The organism is uncultured Sphingomonas sp. (assembly GCF_936927845.1).
Classification (GTDB): domain Bacteria; phylum Pseudomonadota; class Alphaproteobacteria; order Sphingomonadales; family Sphingomonadaceae; genus Sphingomonas.
Genome location: NZ_CAKZHV010000057.1, coordinates 183,814 through 199,504 on the forward strand (window position 1 = coordinate 183,814; position 15,691 = coordinate 199,504).

15 protein-coding genes are annotated in these 15,691 nt (G+C 67.2%); 7 read left to right on the forward strand and 8 right to left on the reverse strand.

Annotated elements, in window-relative coordinates; translation table 11 throughout:
• The first annotated feature begins 140 nt into the window (after positions 1 to 140).
• Together lnt and metK are read left to right on the forward strand one after the other, a co-directional pair.
• Positions 141 to 1,682 (forward strand): apolipoprotein N-acyltransferase, encoded by a 1,542-nt coding sequence (gene lnt, locus Q0579_RS08675; protein ID WP_298811296.1) that lies wholly within the window; start codon positions 141 to 143, stop codon positions 1,680 to 1,682.
• Positions 1,683 to 1,729: 47 nt separating this feature from the next.
• Entirely contained in the window at positions 1,730 to 2,950 is a 1,221-nt protein-coding gene (gene metK / locus Q0579_RS08680) for a methionine adenosyltransferase (protein ID WP_298811298.1), read from the forward strand.
• Between the two features lie 64 nt (positions 2,951 to 3,014).
• Here metK and Q0579_RS08685 read toward each other — a convergent pair whose 3' ends face one another.
• Together Q0579_RS08685 and Q0579_RS08690 are read right to left on the reverse strand one after the other, a co-directional pair.
• Positions 3,015 to 3,602, reverse strand: coding sequence for a phosphatase PAP2 family protein (locus Q0579_RS08685; RefSeq protein ID WP_298811301.1), 588 nt, complete (start codon positions 3,600 to 3,602; stop codon positions 3,015 to 3,017).
• Positions 3,599 to 4,435: a formate/nitrite transporter family protein gene (locus tag Q0579_RS08690; RefSeq protein ID WP_298811304.1), complete on the reverse strand. Its 837-nt coding sequence runs from the start codon at positions 4,433 to 4,435 to the stop codon at positions 3,599 to 3,601. The genes Q0579_RS08685 and Q0579_RS08690 overlap by 4 nt, the downstream gene beginning before the upstream one ends.
• Before the next feature lie 173 nt (positions 4,436 to 4,608).
• Here Q0579_RS08690 and Q0579_RS08695 point away from each other — a divergent pair, with 173 nt between their 5' ends.
• The gene (locus Q0579_RS08695) at positions 4,609 to 5,289 is read left to right on the forward strand and encodes a tRNA (guanine(46)-N(7))-methyltransferase TrmB (RefSeq protein ID WP_298811307.1); all 681 of its coding nucleotides are present in this window, start codon (positions 4,609 to 4,611) and stop codon (positions 5,287 to 5,289) included.
• A gap of 285 nt (positions 5,290 to 5,574) precedes the next feature.
• Here the strand turns inward: Q0579_RS08695 and Q0579_RS08700 are convergent, their stop codons facing one another.
• The 5 genes from Q0579_RS08700 to Q0579_RS08720 form a co-directional block, all read right to left on the reverse strand.
• The gene (locus Q0579_RS08700) at positions 5,575 to 5,724 is read right to left on the reverse strand and encodes a DUF2256 domain-containing protein (protein ID WP_298811309.1); all 150 of its coding nucleotides are present in this window, start codon (positions 5,722 to 5,724) and stop codon (positions 5,575 to 5,577) included.
• A 22-nt stretch (positions 5,725 to 5,746) separates the two neighbouring features.
• On the reverse strand, positions 5,747 to 8,419 hold the full coding sequence (gene metH, locus Q0579_RS08705) for a methionine synthase (protein ID WP_298811311.1): 2,673 nt from the start codon (positions 8,417 to 8,419) through the stop codon (positions 5,747 to 5,749).
• A 142-nt stretch (positions 8,420 to 8,561) separates the two neighbouring features.
• Complete coding sequence (locus Q0579_RS08710) at positions 8,562 to 9,626, reverse strand: homocysteine S-methyltransferase family protein (protein ID WP_298811315.1); 1,065 nt, start codon at positions 9,624 to 9,626, stop codon at positions 8,562 to 8,564.
• Positions 9,623 to 10,558 carry a methylenetetrahydrofolate reductase [NAD(P)H] gene (gene metF, locus Q0579_RS08715; protein WP_298811319.1) on the reverse strand — a complete coding sequence of 312 codons (936 nt, stop codon included), beginning with the start codon at positions 10,556 to 10,558 and terminating at the stop codon, positions 9,623 to 9,625. The genes Q0579_RS08710 and metF overlap by 4 nt, the downstream gene beginning before the upstream one ends.
• Entirely contained in the window at positions 10,555 to 11,511 is a 957-nt protein-coding gene (locus Q0579_RS08720) for a metalloregulator ArsR/SmtB family transcription factor (RefSeq protein ID WP_298811322.1), read from the reverse strand. Before Q0579_RS08720 ends, metF begins: the two co-directional genes overlap by 4 nt.
• Positions 11,512 to 11,629: 118 nt before the next feature.
• On the opposite strand from Q0579_RS08720, the gene Q0579_RS08725 reads away from it, so the two are divergent.
• From Q0579_RS08725 to Q0579_RS08740, 4 genes are read left to right on the forward strand one after another with little or no spacing between them, the layout of a single operon-like run.
• The gene (locus tag Q0579_RS08725) at positions 11,630 to 11,911 is read left to right on the forward strand and encodes a hypothetical protein (RefSeq protein WP_298811324.1); all 282 of its coding nucleotides are present in this window, start codon (positions 11,630 to 11,632) and stop codon (positions 11,909 to 11,911) included.
• Positions 11,911 to 12,090 carry a hypothetical protein gene (locus tag Q0579_RS08730; protein ID WP_298811326.1) on the forward strand — a complete coding sequence of 60 codons (180 nt, stop codon included), beginning with the start codon at positions 11,911 to 11,913 and terminating at the stop codon, positions 12,088 to 12,090. The genes Q0579_RS08725 and Q0579_RS08730 overlap by 1 nt, the downstream gene beginning before the upstream one ends.
• On the forward strand, positions 12,087 to 13,037 hold the full coding sequence (locus tag Q0579_RS08735) for an aldo/keto reductase (protein ID WP_298811329.1): 951 nt from the start codon (positions 12,087 to 12,089) through the stop codon (positions 13,035 to 13,037). Before Q0579_RS08730 ends, Q0579_RS08735 begins: the two co-directional genes overlap by 4 nt.
• Complete coding sequence (locus Q0579_RS08740) at positions 13,034 to 13,699, forward strand: DUF2490 domain-containing protein (RefSeq protein ID WP_298811330.1); 666 nt, start codon at positions 13,034 to 13,036, stop codon at positions 13,697 to 13,699. Before Q0579_RS08735 ends, Q0579_RS08740 begins: the two co-directional genes overlap by 4 nt.
• A gap of 3 nt (positions 13,700 to 13,702) precedes the next feature.
• Here Q0579_RS08740 and Q0579_RS08745 read toward each other — a convergent pair whose 3' ends face one another.
• Positions 13,703 to 15,637: a CocE/NonD family hydrolase gene (locus tag Q0579_RS08745; protein ID WP_298811331.1), complete on the reverse strand. Its 1,935-nt coding sequence runs from the start codon at positions 15,635 to 15,637 to the stop codon at positions 13,703 to 13,705.
• Between the last annotated feature and the right edge of the window lie 54 nt (positions 15,638 to 15,691).

Consider the following 15,691-nt stretch of genomic DNA (forward strand, 5'->3'; position numbering starts at 1 on the left):
TGCTACAGCGTAGATGCGGGCGCGTCACTCGCTTGTTGCAAGCCGGAACGAGGTGCTTGTGCGGGGCGAGCCGCTCGCCCAAACAGCCGCGACGTGCCGCCTGCCGCCACTCGGTCGGGCGGTGATCCGAGGAACTCCGATTGTTCGCATTGCTTACCCGTCGCCCTGCTCTTTCTGCCCTGTTGCTGGGCGCAGCGGCCGCGTGCGGGTTCGCGCCGCTGCAACTCTGGATGCTGACGCTCGCCTGCTTCGCAGGCTGGATGTGGCTGGTGCACGCGGCGCCGACGTGGAAGGCGGCGCTGTGGCGCGGCTGGGTGTTCGGGGTCGGCCATTTCACGATCAACGACAATTGGTTTCAGCATTCGTTCGATTTTCAGGACAAGATGCCGCCGGTGCTCGGCTATGTCGCGCCGCTCGCGCTCGCCTTGTACCTGGCCGTATATCCGATGATCGCGGCGGGGATCGCGTGGCGCTTTCGCCAGCAACGCATCGACTACGCCTGGGTGCTGCTGTTCGCTGCGGCGTGGATCGCCACCGAGTGGGTGCGAAGCTGGATGTTCACCGGCTATGCCTGGGATCCGCTCGGCGTCATCTGGGTGCCGGTGCAGCCCGCCGCGGCGCTGGCACGGTGGGTCGGCACCTATGGTCTGTCGGGGTTGACGATCGCGCTGGCGGGTGCGGCGCTGGTGCTGTCGCGGCGATCGGCGCTGGTGGCCGCCGGCGGCGTCGTGGCGGCGCTGCTGATCGCGCAAGCGTTCAGCTATCGCAGCGCTGCACCTCGCCTCGGCCCGACGACCCCGCGCATCGTCGTCGTCCAGCCCAACGTCGCGCAGGACCAGCGCGGCGAGAGCGATGGCGAAATGATGCTGCGGCGCTTGTCCGCGCTTTCCGGTCGTCCCGGCGCTGCGCCGCGGCTGGTGCTATGGCCTGAGGGTGTGGTGCGCGACTTCGTCGAGGACGGTTACCCCTACTGGGTGTACGGCGATCGCAGCCCCGCCGTCATTCGCGAGCGCATGGCCGCGCTGCTCGGCCCGCGTGACCTGCTGCTGACGGGCGGCACCGCGCTGACCTTTGATCGCTCGGGCGACATCGCCGCTGGCTATAATTCGGTGTTCGCGATCTCGCCCGACGCGCGCATCACCGCGCGCTACGACAAGGCGCATCTCGTCCCCTACGGCGAATATCTGCCGATGCCATGGCTGTTGAAGCCGCTCGGCCTCGCGCGACTGGTGCCGGGCGACGTCGACTTCCTGCCCGGGCCCGGGCCGCGGACGCTCCACACCGCCGGCTTCGGCGCGATCGGCGTCCAGATCTGCTACGAGATCATCTTCTCGGGCCGGGTGATCGATCCCGCGCATCGCCCGCGGCTGTTGTTCAATCCGTCGAACGATGCATGGTTCGGCCGCTGGGGGCCACCGCAGCATCTGGCGCAGGCACGGATGCGCGCGATCGAGGAAGGATTGCCGATCGTGCGCGCGACGCCCAATGGCATCTCCGCGGTGATCGCCGCGGACGGCGCGCTGCTCGCCACCGTGCCGCACATGCAGGCGGGCGCGATCGAGGCCGCGCTGCCGCCCGCGTCCGCGCCGACGTTGTTCTCCCGCCTGGGTAATCTCGCGGCGGGCGCGACCGCGCTCCTGCTCGTCCTCGCTGCCCTTGTCCTACGCCGCCGGGCGCGATAGGGGTCACTTAAAGCTATCTTTATATCGTTATCTGCTGCGGAGCTTTCATGCGCCAGTCGTTCCTGTTCACCTCCGAATCCGTGTCCGAGGGCCATCCCGACAAGGTCGCCGACCAGATTTCCGACGCGATCGTCGACCTGTTCCTGTCGAAGGACCCGCAGGCGCGCGTTGCGTGCGAGACGCTGACCACCACCAACAAGGTCGTGCTGGCGGGCGAGATCCGCGGCAAGGGCGTGTACGAGAACGGTGCATGGGCACCGGGTATCGAGGAAGAGATCGAGCGGACGGTGCGCGAGACGGTCAAGCGCATCGGTTACGAGCAGGACGGCTTTCACTGGCAGACGTTCGATTTCTCGAACAACCTGCATGGTCAGTCGGCCGAGATCGCGATGGGCGTCGACGAGGCGGGTAACAAGGACGAGGGCGCGGGCGACCAGGGCATCATGTTCGGTTACGCGACCGACGAGACGCCGGGCCTGATGCCCGCGACGCTCTACTACAGCCACCAGATCCTCGAGCGCATGGCGGCCGACCGGCACTCGGGCGCCGCACCGTTCCTGGAGCCCGACGCCAAGAGCCAGGTGACGCTGCATTATGAGAACGGCACGCCGACCAAGGCCACCGCGCTGGTCGTCTCGACCCAGCACAAGAAGGGTTTCTGCGAGAAGGGCGACAATGCCGACGCCGCCAAGTACGCGCAGCTGAAGGATTACGTCACCGGCGTGCTGCGCGACGTACTGCCCGACGGCTTCGTGGGTGACGACACCGCGATCTACATCAATCCGACCGGCGCGTTCGAGATCGGCGGTCCCGACGGCGACGCCGGCCTCACCGGCCGCAAGATCATCGTCGATACCTACGGCGGTGCCGCCCCGCACGGCGGTGGCGCGTTCAGCGGCAAGGACCCGACCAAGGTCGACCGCTCGGCCGCGTACGTCGCACGCTATCTCGCCAAGAACGTCGTCGCGGCGGGGCTCGCCAAGCGCTGCACCATCCAGCTCTCCTACGCCATCGGCATCGCCGAACCGCTAAGCGTCTACGTCGACCTGCACGGCACCGGAAAGGTGGACGAGGCAATTCTGGAGGAAGCGCTGCCGAAGCTCGTCCGCCTGACGCCCAAGGGCATCCGCGAGCATCTGTCGCTCAACGCGCCGATCTATTCCAAGACCGCCGCTTACGGTCACTTCGGCCGCGAGCCGGAAGGTGACACGTTCACGTGGGAGCGGACCGACCTCGTCGATCAGCTCAAGGCCGCGGTCGCCGGCTGAGCCAGTCTCTGGCGGGATAATGAAAGCCCTTCGCTATCGGCATGATGGCGGAGGGCTTTCGTGTTTAGCGTTGGCGTTCGGCGATGACGCGCGCGACGCGGTCCACCATCTGCCCGGCAATGCGCTCCGACAGCCATCCGACTGCCGCCCCGCTCAGCACGTCGGTGAGGTAATGCGCGCCGCGCGGCACCTGCGTCGCGCCCGCCACCCCGGCGATCACGCGCGAAGGCACGGCATAGCGGGGAGCTTCGTGCGCCACCGCCTGTGCGACCGCGACCGCGCCGGCGGTATGGCCCGATGGAAACGCATTTTCCGCCTTGTCGTCGGTGCCGCTGCCGGGGCTGATCGCGGGCTGGTCCTCGACCGCGTTCGGGCGCAGACGATCGACGCTGCCTTTCAGCACCGTCTTGGCGGCATTCGCGACCAGATGCGCGGCAAGCATCCGCGCACCAGTGCGAGCCAACGCCGGTCGTCGGAACAGGATGCCAGCGGCCACGGTCGCCCCGCTGATGATCATGAGCGGCATCTCGTCGGCCAGCTTGCACAACGGCGTCAGCGCGCCGACGATCGCGCTGTTCTTCCATCCGAGCACGGGTTCGAGCAACCGGTGCTCGGTCACCGCCGCCTGCTCGATCGCGCGCCCGACGCTCATCGGTCCGATCCTCCGTCGGGCATCTCGGGCCGCACCTGCCCGTGCGCCAACACCGCGAACAGCCCTGCTCCGCCGACCAGATTGCCGATCACCGCCGGTGCGATCTGCACCAGCAACGCCCGTGCGAGATCGATGTGGCCGCTCCACAAAAGGGTGAATGCCTCCGCCGATCCGACCACCGAATGGCTCAACCCCGTGATACCCACGGCATAAGTGACGGCGAAGATGACGAGAAACGACTGCTCGCGCGCGTTGGGGAGCATCCAGGCGATGGAGGCGATCATGAAACCGGCCGGGATCGCGGTCCAGAAGGTCGACCCCGCGTCGTGGCGCAGGATCACCTCCGACACGCTCACCATCCCATCTCGCAACGACGGATCGAGCATCGGCAGGTGCGTCAGCGCCAGCGTCGTCAGCGCCGTGCCGGCGAGATTGGCGAGAATGACCAGCGCCCATAGCCGTAGCGTGCGCTTCAACGTCCACATCGACGGGCGCGTAACGAGCGGCAGCATCGCGGTGATCGTCGACTCGGTGAAGAATTGCATGCGGCCGAGGATCACGATCACGAAGCCGATCGGGTAGCCGAGCGAGACGACCAGGGTCCGCCAAGGGGTGTCGCCGATGCTGGCGTGCAAGGCCGCTTCGGCGAGCAGCGACGCGTTGATCGCGAACCCCGCGGCCAGCCCCGACCACAACAGCGATGCGGCGGGGCGATTGACCTCCTCCTCGCCCTCCTCGCGCACGGCACGGTGCACCTCCTTGGCGTCGGCGGCCTTGAGTTCTTCGATCTCTTGGCGTTCGTCGTTGGGCTCGGAAGGGTCAGGCTTTGACATTGCTCCTGAACAAGCGACGGGGTTCAGGGTTGCAGTGCTGCCGTATCGAGGCCGAGCGGGTTGGCCAGCAGTGCGCAACCATCGACGACGCAGGCTGCTTTGCTCCTCCTGGTTCGAGCCGCCCTCGTTTTGGCCCGTTCCGTTTTTCCAGCACAGCGGTTAGGCGCGCGCAGATGAACGATCCCACCACGATCCGCCGGCTATACGGACGCCGGCAAGGCCATGTGTTGCGCGCGGGACAGGCCGCGCTTGTCGACGAGATGCTGCCGCGCGTTGCGGTACCCGATGACGGCCCCCTCACTGCCGAACGGTTGTTCGGCGATGCGCGCGCGATGCAGGTGGAGATCGGCTTCGGCGCGGGCGAGCATCTGGCCGAACAGGCGAAGGCTGCGCCGGGCACCGGCTTCATCGGCTGCGAGCCGTTCCTGAACGGTGTGGTCGGCGCACTGGGGCACATCCGCGATGGCACGCTTGGCAATGTCCGCGTCCACATGGGCGACGCGCTCGACGTGATCGAGCGTCTGCCCGACGAGAGCCTGGAGCGTGTCTACCTGCTCCATCCTGATCCCTGGCCCAAGGCGCGCCATGCCAAGCGGCGGATGATCAACCACGGACCGCTCGACCTGGTCGCCGCCAAGCTGAAGCCGGGGGCGGAGTTCCGACTCGGCACCGACGATGAGATTTACTGTCGCTGGGCGATGATGATCATGAACCAGCGCCGCGACTTCGTGTGGGCCGCACAGAGCCCGCGCGACTTTCTGGAGCGACCCCATGACTGGCCCGAGACGCGCTACGAGCGCAAGGCGCGCCGCTACGGGCACGAAGTCTGGTATTTCCGCTATCTGCGTGTCTGAACCCGGGGGAGGCTTTCCGGGTGAGCGGCCATCGCGCCGCTCACCCCCCTTGCAACGCCGGTCCGACCGGCGACATCCTCCTGCGCGCATTATTATGGCTTGCGGCTAAGATGGTCGCCTAGACGAGCGCGAGACCAAAAAAAAGGCCGGGAAGACCCGGCCTGTGAAAGTTTTTAGGAGAGGATGCCTGAAAGGCCCGATCCTTGTGCATCGCAGCAGCAATCGACGCAAGTGCAATGTCATCGCTGTCAGGATGCAAATTCTGCAACCGCAGCCTTTCTGTTGCTAACGTCTCGCAGAACCAGCGTCGCGACGGCAGCGGTCGGAACAGTAAAGGACATTGTCCCAGTCGCGCTCCCACTTCTTGCGCCACGCAAATGGCCGTTCGCATACCGGGCAGGTTTTGGTGGGGAGGTTTAGCTTCTTGTGCGCCATCGCTCCGCCCAACGCGCGAAGGTCAGTCGAGGTTCGGGCGCAGCAAGCGGGTGGCGCGCTCGCGGTCGACGCCGAGACGATGCGCATAATCCTCCAACTGGTCCTCACCGATCCGCGCGACACCGAAATATTCCGCCTGCGCGTGCCCGAAGTAGAACCCGCTCACCGCCGCGGTCGGCAGCATCGCAAAACTCTCGGTCAACTCCAGCCCCGCGTTCGCATCGGCGTTCAACAGGTCGAACAACGTACGCTTGAGCGAATGCTCGGGACACGCCGGATAGCCGGGCGCAGGGCGGATGCCGCGATATTGTTCGCGCACCAGCGCCTCGTTGGTCAGTTGCTCATCGGGAGCGTACCCCCACAACTCGGTGCGGACGTGCTGGTGCAGCCGTTCGGCGAACGCCTCGGCCAGGCGGTCGGCCAGCGCCTTGAGCAGGATGTCGTTATAATCGTCGTGCGCCGCCTTGTACGCTGCCAGATGCGGTTCGATACCGTGGATGCCGACCGCAAAGCCGCCGATCCAGTCGCCCGCGGGATCTATGAAGTCGGCCAGGCACATGTTGGCGCGGCCCTCTCGCTTGGCGATCTGCTGGCGCAGGAACGGCAGCCGGGTCGAATGTTCGTCGCGGCGGTCGAGATTGGGGACGCTGAACCCTGCCGGGATGGCCGCGCCATCGGGGCTGCGGTGCGCCTCGGCGTGGCGATCGTGCACCCAGACGTCGTCGTCGTGACGGTGGCACGGCCACAGCCCGGCAACGCCGCGCGCGGTCAGCCACTTTTCGGACACGATGCGGTCGAGCATCGCGCGCGCGTCCTCGTACAAACCCGTGGCGCTTTCCCCGACGATCTCGTCCGACAGGATAGCCGGGTAGGTGCCGGCGAGTTCCCAGGCGCGGAAGAAGGGCGTCCAATCGATGTAGCCGACCAGATCGGCGAGGCCCCAATCGTCGAACACGTGGACGCCCGGTTGGCGCACCGCCGGTGCCTTCATCGCCATGTCGGCCTTGAACCCGCGGCGGCGGGCCTCGGCGAGCGGTAGCAGCGCATTCTGCCCCTTGCCCTCGCGCGCGTCGCGCACTGCCTGATAATCGGCCGCGACCTGCGCCACGTACGGGTCGCGCTGCGTATTCGACACCAATGTCGTCGCGACGCCGACCGCGCGGCTGGCGTCGAGCACGTGGACAACCGGGCCTTGATATGCGGGTGAAATGCGCAGCGCGGTGTGGACCTTGCTGGTGGTTGCGCCGCCGATCAGCAGTGGCATCGACATGCCGCTGCGTTGCATCTCCTCGGCGACCGTCACCATCTCGTCGAGGCTTGGCGTGATGAGGCCCGACAGACCGATCATGTCGGCGTCATTCTCGTTCGCCGCTTCCAGGATCTTCGACCACGGCACCATCACGCCCAGGTCGACGACCTCGAAGCCGTTGCACTGGAGCACGACGCCGACGATGTTCTTGCCGATGTCATGCACGTCGCCCTTGACGGTCGCCATGATGATCCGGCCCTTGCCCTTGGCCCCCGGTTCCTTCGCCGCCTCGATGAAGGGCAGCAGGTGCGCGACCGCCTTTTTCATCACGCGCGCGGACTTGACCACCTGCGGCAGGAACATCTTGCCAGATCCGAACAGGTCGCCGACGACGTTCATCCCGTCCATCAGCGGCCCCTCGATCACCTCGATCGGGCGCGCGAACGCCTGCCGGCACTCCTCGGTGTCGTCGACGACATGCGCGTCGATGCCCTTGACCAGCGCATATTCGAGCCGCTTGGTGACAGGCAGCCCACGCCACTCCGCTGCCTGCTTCTCCGCCACCGCATCGGTGCCGCGGTAGCGTTCTGCCAGCGCGACGAGCCGATCGCCTGCTTCGGAATCGCGGTTGAGCACCACGTCCTCGCACGCGGTGCGCAGCTCGGGGTCGATCGTGTCGTAGACGTCGAGCTGCCCCGCGTTGACGATCGCCATGTCCATGCCCGCGGGGATCGCGTGGTACAGGAACACCGAATGCATCGCGCGGCGCACCGGCTCATTGCCGCGGAAACTGAAGCTCAGGTTCGACAGCCCGCCCGAGATATGGACGTGCGGGCAGCGCGCCTTGATCTCTCGGCAAGCCTCGATGAAGTCGACACCGTAATTATTGTGCTCCTCGATGCCGGTCGCGACCGCGAACACATTGGGGTCGAAGATGATGTCCTCGGGCGGGAAGCCGATGCCGGTCAGGAGCTTATAGGCGCGCTCGCAGATCTCGATCTTGCGATCCTTGGTGTCCGCCTGCCCCGTCTCGTCGAACGCCATCACGACCGCAGCGGCGCCGTAGTTCATGCACAGTCGCGCGTGATGGAGGAATGCGTCCTCGCCTTCCTTCATGCTGATCGAATTGACGATCGGCTTGCCCGACACGCATTTCAGCCCGGCCTCGATCACCTCCCATTTCGACGAATCGATCATGATCGGCACGCGCGCGATATCGGGTTCGGCCGCGATCAGTTTCAGGAACGTGGTCATCGCCTCGACCGCGTCGAGCAGGCCCTCGTCCATGTTGACGTCGACCACCTGCGCGCCGTTCTCGACCTGGCTGCGCGCGACCTCGACCGCGCGGGTATAGTCGCCGGCCATGATCATCTTCTTGAACGCCGCCGACCCGGTGACGTTGGTGCGCTCGCCGACGTTGACGAAATTGGCGGAAGTGTTGGTCATCGTGCCTTCTCTATCCTCCCCGGCACGGGGAGGGGGACCGTGCGAAGCATGGTGGAGGGGGGTCGCCGTGAGGAGAGCGTTCGCGGCGCTCCCCCTCCACCAGCCTGCGGCTGGTCCCCCTCCCCGTTTCGGGGAGGATAAATCACGCCGCCATGAAGAACGGCTCCAGCCCGGCGAGCCGCGTGCGGACCGCCGGCACCGGCACGGCGCGCGGTGCGAGCCCGCGCACGCCTTGCGCGATCGCCGCGATATGCGCGGGCGTCGAGCCGCAGCAGCCGCCCAGCACATTGACCTGCCCCGCCTCGGCCCACTGCCCGACCAGCCCCGCGGTCGTCGCGGGTGCCTCGTCGTACGCGCCTAGTTCGTTGGGCAGCCCGGCGTTGGGATAGACCATGATCAACGTGTCGCAGATCTCGCTCAGCGTCTTGACGTGCGGGCGGAGCTGCTCGGCACCGAACGAGCAGTTAAGCCCGATCGTCAGCGGTCGCGCGTGACGCACCGCGTGCCAGAATGCCTCTACCGTATGCCCCGACAGGTTGCGCCCCGACAGGTCGGTCAGCGTCATCGACAGCATGATCGGCAGGTCGCGCCCGAGCGCTGCGCCTGCCTCGATCGCCGCCATCACGCCCGCCTTGGCGTTCAGCGTGTCGAACACCGTCTCGATCAGCACGAAGTCCGCCCCGCCCTCGACCAAAGCATCGATCTGCTCGCGGTACACGTCCTTCAGGTAATCGAAGTCGATCTCGCGATAACCGGGATCATTGACGTCGGGTGACAGCGACAGCGTCTTGTTGGTCGGCCCGACCGCGCCCGCGACGAAGCGCGGGCGTCCGTCGCTGGCGGTGAACTCGTCCGCGATGGTCCGCGCCAGCCGCGCGCTCTCGACGTTGATCTCGCGCACCAGCGCTTCGGCGCCGTAATCGGCCTGGCTGATGCGGTTGGCGGAGAAGGTGTTGGTCTCGGCGATGTCCGCCCCCGCCTCGAAATAGGCGCGGTGGATCGCGGCGGGGACCTCGGGCTTGGTCAGCGCGAGGATGTCGTTGTTGCCCTTCTGATCGTGGCCGAGCGACAGCGTGCCGGCATAATCGGCCTCCGACAGTTTCCAGTTCTGGATCTCGGTTCCGAACGCGCCGTCGGTGATGAGGATGCGCTTGGCGGCTTCCGCGTTGAAGATGTCGCGCACGCTCGCGTCGCCCAACCCGCTCATGCCGCCGCCCTCGCTTGCGCAGCACCGCCCGCGCGGACGCCCAGCAGGTGGCAGATCGCGAAGCTCAGCTCGGCCTTGTTCATCGTGTAGAAGTGGAATTGCTTCACCCCGCCCGCGTACAGCTTGCGGCAAAGCTCGGCGGCGACGGTCGCGGCGACGAGCTGGCGCGCGGCGGGACGATCGTCCAACCCGTCGAACAGCCGCGTCAGCCACGCGGGCACGTCGGTCTGGCACATCGCCGCCATCCGCATCACGCCCGCGACGCTCGCGATCGGCATGATGCCGGGAACGATCTCGGCACTGATCCCCGCCGCAGCGGCCGCATCGCGGTAGCGAAAGAAGGTGTCGGGTTCGAAGAAAAATTGCGTGATCGCGCGGTTCGCGCCGGCGTCGATCTTGCGCTTGAGATTGTCGAGGTCGGCCGCGGCATCGCTCGAATCCGGGTGGCACTCGGGATAGGCCGCGACCGAAATCTCGAACGGGTGCAGCCGGCGCAAGCCCGCCACCAGCGCCGCCGCATTCTCATACCCGCCCGGATGCGGCGCGTAGCCGTCCGCCCCCGCGGGCGCGTCGCCCCGCAGCGCGACGATGTGACGCACCCCCGCCGCCCAATATTCCTGCGCGATGGCGTCCAGTTCCTCGCGCGTCGCCTCAACGCAGGTGAGGTGCGCGGCCGCGGGCACGTCGGTCTCGCGCGCGATCCGCGCCACGGTCGCATGGGTGCGGTCGCGCGTCGATCCGCCCGCGCCGTAAGTCACCGACAGGAAACGGGGTGCGAGCGGCTGCAGCGTCGCGATCGACTGCCACAAGGTTTCCTCCGCCTTGTCGGTCTTGGGCGGCGAGAATTCGAAGCTCACGTCGATATCGCCGCCGACATCGGCGTAGAGCGGACCGTCGTGCGCCAGCACCGCTTCGTTCACCTGCTTGGTCATGCCGCCTTCACCTCGCCTGCGCGCCCCGCCTGACGCGCGAGCCACAATTTCACCGTCAGTTCGCCACCCTCCAGCGTTTCGATCCGCGCGGGCATCAACCCGGCAGCGGCGAACCAGCCCTCGATCTGCGCGTCGGAGAAGCCCAGACGCGTGTGCGCGTCCTGCGTGCGCAATTCCTCACGGTCGTGCGGCGCGAAATCCGCAATCAGCAGCCGCCCGCCCGGCGACAACACCCGCGCCGCCTCCGCGATCGCCGCCCCCGGCTGCTGCGCGAAATGGAGCACGTGGTGCAGGATCGCGACGTCCGCGCCCCCGTCGGCGAGCGGCAAAGCGTAGAGATCGGCCTGGCGCAGCTCGGCATTGCCGAGCCCCTGCTCGCCGAGCTTCGCGCGCGCGAGCCGCAGCATTTCCGAACTGCGATCGATGCCGAGCGCGGTGGTGGCCGAACGCGCGAACAGCTCGATCATGCGGCCGGTGCCGGTGCCGATGTCGATCAACCGCCCGATCGGCTCGCCCGCCAGCACGCGAACCATCGCGGCCTCGACCTGCTCCTCCGCAACGTGGAGCGAGCGGATCGCATCCCACTCGCGCGCGTGGCTCTCGAACCAGCCCGCCGCCGCCGCCGCGCGATCGGCGCGCACCGCCGCCAGCCGCGCCGCATCGGCGCTCGTCTGCCGGTCGGACGTGCCCGCCTCCCACGCGTCGAGCGCGGCGAGCACCGGCGCGACGCGCGCTTCCTCGCCCAGCGCGACGAACACCCAGCTACCTTCCTTGCGCCGCTCGGCAAGACCCGCGTCGGTCAGGATCTTGACGTGCCGGCTGACGCGCGGCTGGCTCTGCCCCAGCACCTGCGCGAGCTCGCCGACCGACAGTTCCATCGTGCGCAACAGGCAGACGATCCGAAGCCGCGAATGATCGGCGAGGGCACGAAAGATGTCGAGCGCGGCGTCCATGATCTCAAGATATAAAGATATCTTTATATGCGGTCAACGCGGCAGCACGATATGAGAGCGCGGGAGCCTGCGCGATGTTGCGGCGTTGGCGCGGCACGATCAACGAAGGGGAAACATCATGAAGCTCGTCATCGCACTCGCTGCCGCCGCACTGTCGCTCGCCGCGTGCAGCCAGAAGGCGCAGAATGAGAGCGCCGAGGCGGCGAATGCAGTCGCGGCCGACACCAGCGCGACCACCGCCAATGCGGTGAACGACGTGCAGGCGGCGAGCGACGCCGCGCTCGATCGCGCCGCCAGCTCGATCGACCGCGCGGGCAATGCCGCCGCCAACACGGCCGATGCGGCAACGGACGCGACGGGCAACGCCCTGACCGACACCGGCAACGCGATGCGACGCTGATGCGGTGGATCGCGGCGGCAACGCTAGCGGCGCTCGGTGCCTGCTCGTCGCCCGACCAGCCGGGGCAACTGACCGCCGATCAGGACGCCCGCCTCAATCGCTCTGCCGAGATGCTCGACGCCAACAGCGTCGCGCTGGAAGACGAGCCCGACCAAATCGCCGTGGAGAACGAACAATGACCGACCTTCGCCGCCTGGGCGCTTCCGACCTCAAGATCGCACCGCTGGTGCTCGGCGGCAACGTGTTCGGCTGGACGGCCGACCGCGACGCCAGCTTCGCGGTGCTCGACGCGTTCGTCGACGGCGGCGGCACGATGATCGATACCGCGGACGTTTATTCCGCCTGGGTGCCCGGCCACCGCGGCGGCGAGTCGGAGACGATGATCGGCGAGTGGCTGCGGACCAGCGGCAAGCGCGACCGCGTGCAGATCGCGACCAAGGTCGGGATGCTGCCGGGCGACGGCGGCGAGAAACTGTCGCCGGCCCGCATCGCTGCCGCGTGCGACGCCTCGCTCCAGCGGCTCGGCACCGACCATATCGACCTGTATTTCGCGCATCAGGACGATGACGCGACCCCGCAGGACGTGGTGGCAGAAGCGTTCGCCCGGCTGGTCGAGGCGGGAAAGGTGCGTGTACTCGGCGCGTCCAACTTCCACGCCGCACGGTTGAAGTCGGCGATCGAAGGCGCGCGCGCCGCGGGGCTACCGCACTATCAGGTGCTCCAGCCCGAATATAATCTCGTCAGCCGGACCAAGTTCGAGGGCGAGCTGCAGGATTATTGCGTCGAGTTCAACATCGGCGTTGTGCCCTATTACGGGCTCGCCTCGGGCTTTCTGACCGGCAAATATCGCTCCGCCGAGGACTTGAACAAGAGCGTGCGCGGCGGGCGGATGGCGGAACTGCTCGAGGGCAAGGGGCAGGCGATGCTCGCCGCGATGGACGGCGTGGCGGAGGAAACCGGCGCCACCCACGCGCAGATCGCGCTGGCGTGGCTGATCGCGCAGCCCGGCGTCACCGCACCGATCGCGAGCGCGACCTCGGCGGAGCAGATCGCCGACCTGCTGCCCGCGATGGAACTGCGCCTGAGCGACGATCAACTCGCCCGCCTGACCGACGCAGGCGTTTGATCGCGCGACCGGCGGCAGTCCGCGGCGGGCTGCTGTTCGCTGCGTTCGCCGCGACGCCCGTGTCCGCGGGCGGCGTCCAGGTATGGTCGCAACTCCAGCTCACCGGCCGGGTCGCGGATGGCTGGTTGCTCGCCAGCGACATCTCGGGCCGGAGCGCGACCGACAATCGCGCACGGCAATTACTCGTGCGCCTGCAAGCCGGCCGCGCGCTGTCGGACGAGGTGACGATCTGGCTCGGCTACGTTCGTGCCGAAACGTTCAACCACGATCGCCGCCATGGCCTCGAACAGCGCGCCACGGGACAGCTCGACTGGAGGGCCGGCGCGCTCGGTCCATTCGACCTCACGCTGCGCAGCCGTGCGGAAGCGCGGTTCTTTCGCAACAGCGGCAACATGGCGTGGCGACTGCGCCAGCAGGTCCGCCTGACGCTGCCGATCAGCGACATGGTCGAGATCTCCGGCGCAGCCGAGCCGTTCGTGACGATCAACCGCAACAGCGACGCGCCGCGCACGCTCGACCAGCTACGGCTAACCGCGACCGTGTCGACCAAGCTGACCGACCAGGCGACACTCAATGTCGCTTATTACAACGAGCACGTGTTTCGCTCCGAACGAACGTACGTCAACCACATCATTCCCGTGACGCTCGCCTGGCGGTTCTGACTTTCAGCGCGCCGCCGTCACCTGCGCCGCCGCGGCATCGTCGACGATCGGCAGCAGCACCGAACTCGCCTGCGCACCACCCCAGGTCACGCGTTGCGTCGCAGCCTTATAGTCGCCGGGTTTCGCGTTGAAGATGTTAGGTACGAACGTCTGCGGATTGCGGTCGTAGAGCGGGAACAGGCTCGACTGCACCTGCACCATGATGCGGTGGCCCGGCAGGAAGACGTGGTCGACGTTGGGCAGCGCGAACCGGTAGTTCTCGATCTTGCCCGGAGTCAGCTTGGCGGGTGTCGCACGCCCGTGGACGTAGCGCCCGCGGTAGATCTCGATCCCGATCGGCAGTTGATAGCCGGTCATCGCGGGCTTCGACCCCTGGCTCGCCGGCTCGGGCAGGGTGTCGGGATAGACGTCGATCACCTTCACGACCCAGTCGCTGTCGCTGCCGCTGGTGGCGGCGAACAGATTGACCTCAGGCGCGCCCATGATGTGGACCGGCTTGTCGAGCGCGCCCGTCTGCCACTCGACCACGTCAGGGCGCCCGGCGACGAAGCGCTGGTCGCGCACCAGCCACGTCTTCCACTGGTCGCCGTCGCCGATGTCGATCGGACGCGGCAGGAACGGCACCGGGCTGGCGGGATCGGACACGTAGCTGGTGCTCCCCGCGCCCGCCGGCTTCGCGAACGAAGCGGTGCCGTTCGCGCCGAGGTAGAGCGGCGTCGGCGTCCCCATCGGCCACTTCGGCGACACCTGCCACCGGTTCGCGCCCGTCGCATAGGTCAGTACCGGCGGGATCGCGGCGGGGGTGCCGCGCAGGTAATGGTCGAAGAACGGCTTCATGTAGCGCTGGCGGAATTGCAGCGCGGTATCGCCGTCGAACGTCAGCGCGCCGAGCTCATATCCGTAATGGTTGACGCCCGAATGCCGCCACGGCCCGATCACCAGCGACACCATGTTGTTGGCGCTGTCCTTCGGCTCCAGCGCCTCGTACACCGCGGGGGCGCCGTAGCTGTCCTCCTGGTCCCATTGCCCGACCACCAGCATCGTCGGCACGGTCAGCGGGCGCGCCGCCATCCATTTGTCGACCGCCTGCAATGACCAGAAATCGGTGTAGGCCGGGTTCTCCATCACCTTGCGCACGGTGGGATAGTGCTCGATTCCCCAAGCCCGCGCGTAATCGCCGATCGATCCTGCGTTCAGGTAGGTCGTGTAATCGTCCCCTGCCCCGCGCGCGATCTTCGCGCCCGCGTCGCCGTGGCCGGTGCTCATCTCGACCGCATAATCGAGCGTGCCGACGCGGAACGCGCCATTGTGGAAATCGTCGTCGCCGATCCAGGTATCGACCATCGGGCTCTGCGGCATCGCGGCCTTGAGCGCGGGATGCGGATTGATCTCGGCCATCAAGGTGGTGAAACCCAGGTAGCTGCTGCCGATCACGCCGACCTTGCCGTTTCCTTCCGGCACGTTCTTCACCAGCCAGTCGATCGTGTCGTAGGCGTCGGTCGACTCGTCGATGCCCGTGTTGTTGAGCGGCCCCGACAGCGGCCGCGTCATGACGAACTGCCCTTCGGAATGGTGCATCCCGCGAATGTCCTGATAAACGCGGACATAGCCGTCGTCGACGAACTCGGCGTCCATCACCGGCAGGATGTCGACCAGCCGCTGGCTCGCGGTCCGCGCGGTCGATCCCGCCGCGTCATAGGGCGTTCGCGACAACAGGATCGGGCCGTTCCGCGTGCCCTTCTTCATCAGGATGACAGTGTACAATTTGGTGCCGTCGCGCATCGGCACCATCACCACGCGCTTGATGTAATCTGCCTGCGCGCGGACCTGATCGTAGGAGGCGACGACGTCGGGGGTCATCGGGGTTACGCGCTCTTGCGCGTGAGCTGCGGTTGCGGTGGACAGCGCGAGCGCGGCGAGCGTGAGGCGTGGCGTCATGACGCAGGCGTATCGCGTCGCCCTCGCCCCCGCAACGCGGCGATGAACGACTTG

Coding starts and splice junctions, on each gene's coding strand:
- metK (WP_298811298.1), top strand. CDS start 1,730: ATGCGCCAGTCGTTCCTGTTCACCTCCGAATCCGTGTCCGAGGGCCAT.
- Q0579_RS08685 (WP_298811301.1), bottom strand. CDS start 3,602: ATGAGCGTCGGGCGCGCGATCGAGCAGGCGGCGGTGACCGAGCACCGG.
- Q0579_RS08690 (WP_298811304.1), bottom strand. CDS start 4,435: ATGTCAAAGCCTGACCCTTCCGAGCCCAACGACGAACGCCAAGAGATC.
- Q0579_RS08695 (WP_298811307.1), top strand. CDS start 4,609: ATGAACGATCCCACCACGATCCGCCGGCTATACGGACGCCGGCAAGGC.
- Q0579_RS08700 (WP_298811309.1), bottom strand. CDS start 5,724: ATGGCGCACAAGAAGCTAAACCTCCCCACCAAAACCTGCCCGGTATGC.
- metH (WP_298811311.1), bottom strand. CDS start 8,419: ATGACCAACACTTCCGCCAATTTCGTCAACGTCGGCGAGCGCACCAAC.
- Q0579_RS08710 (WP_298811315.1), bottom strand. CDS start 9,626: ATGAGCGGGTTGGGCGACGCGAGCGTGCGCGACATCTTCAACGCGGAA.
- metF (WP_298811319.1), bottom strand. CDS start 10,558: ATGACCAAGCAGGTGAACGAAGCGGTGCTGGCGCACGACGGTCCGCTC.
- Q0579_RS08720 (WP_298811322.1), bottom strand. CDS start 11,511: ATGGACGCCGCGCTCGACATCTTTCGTGCCCTCGCCGATCATTCGCGG.
- Q0579_RS08725 (WP_298811324.1), top strand. CDS start 11,630: ATGAAGCTCGTCATCGCACTCGCTGCCGCCGCACTGTCGCTCGCCGCG.
- Q0579_RS08730 (WP_298811326.1), top strand. CDS start 11,911: ATGCGGTGGATCGCGGCGGCAACGCTAGCGGCGCTCGGTGCCTGCTCG.
- Q0579_RS08735 (WP_298811329.1), top strand. CDS start 12,087: ATGACCGACCTTCGCCGCCTGGGCGCTTCCGACCTCAAGATCGCACCG.
- Q0579_RS08745 (WP_298811331.1), bottom strand. CDS start 15,637: ATGACGCCACGCCTCACGCTCGCCGCGCTCGCGCTGTCCACCGCAACC.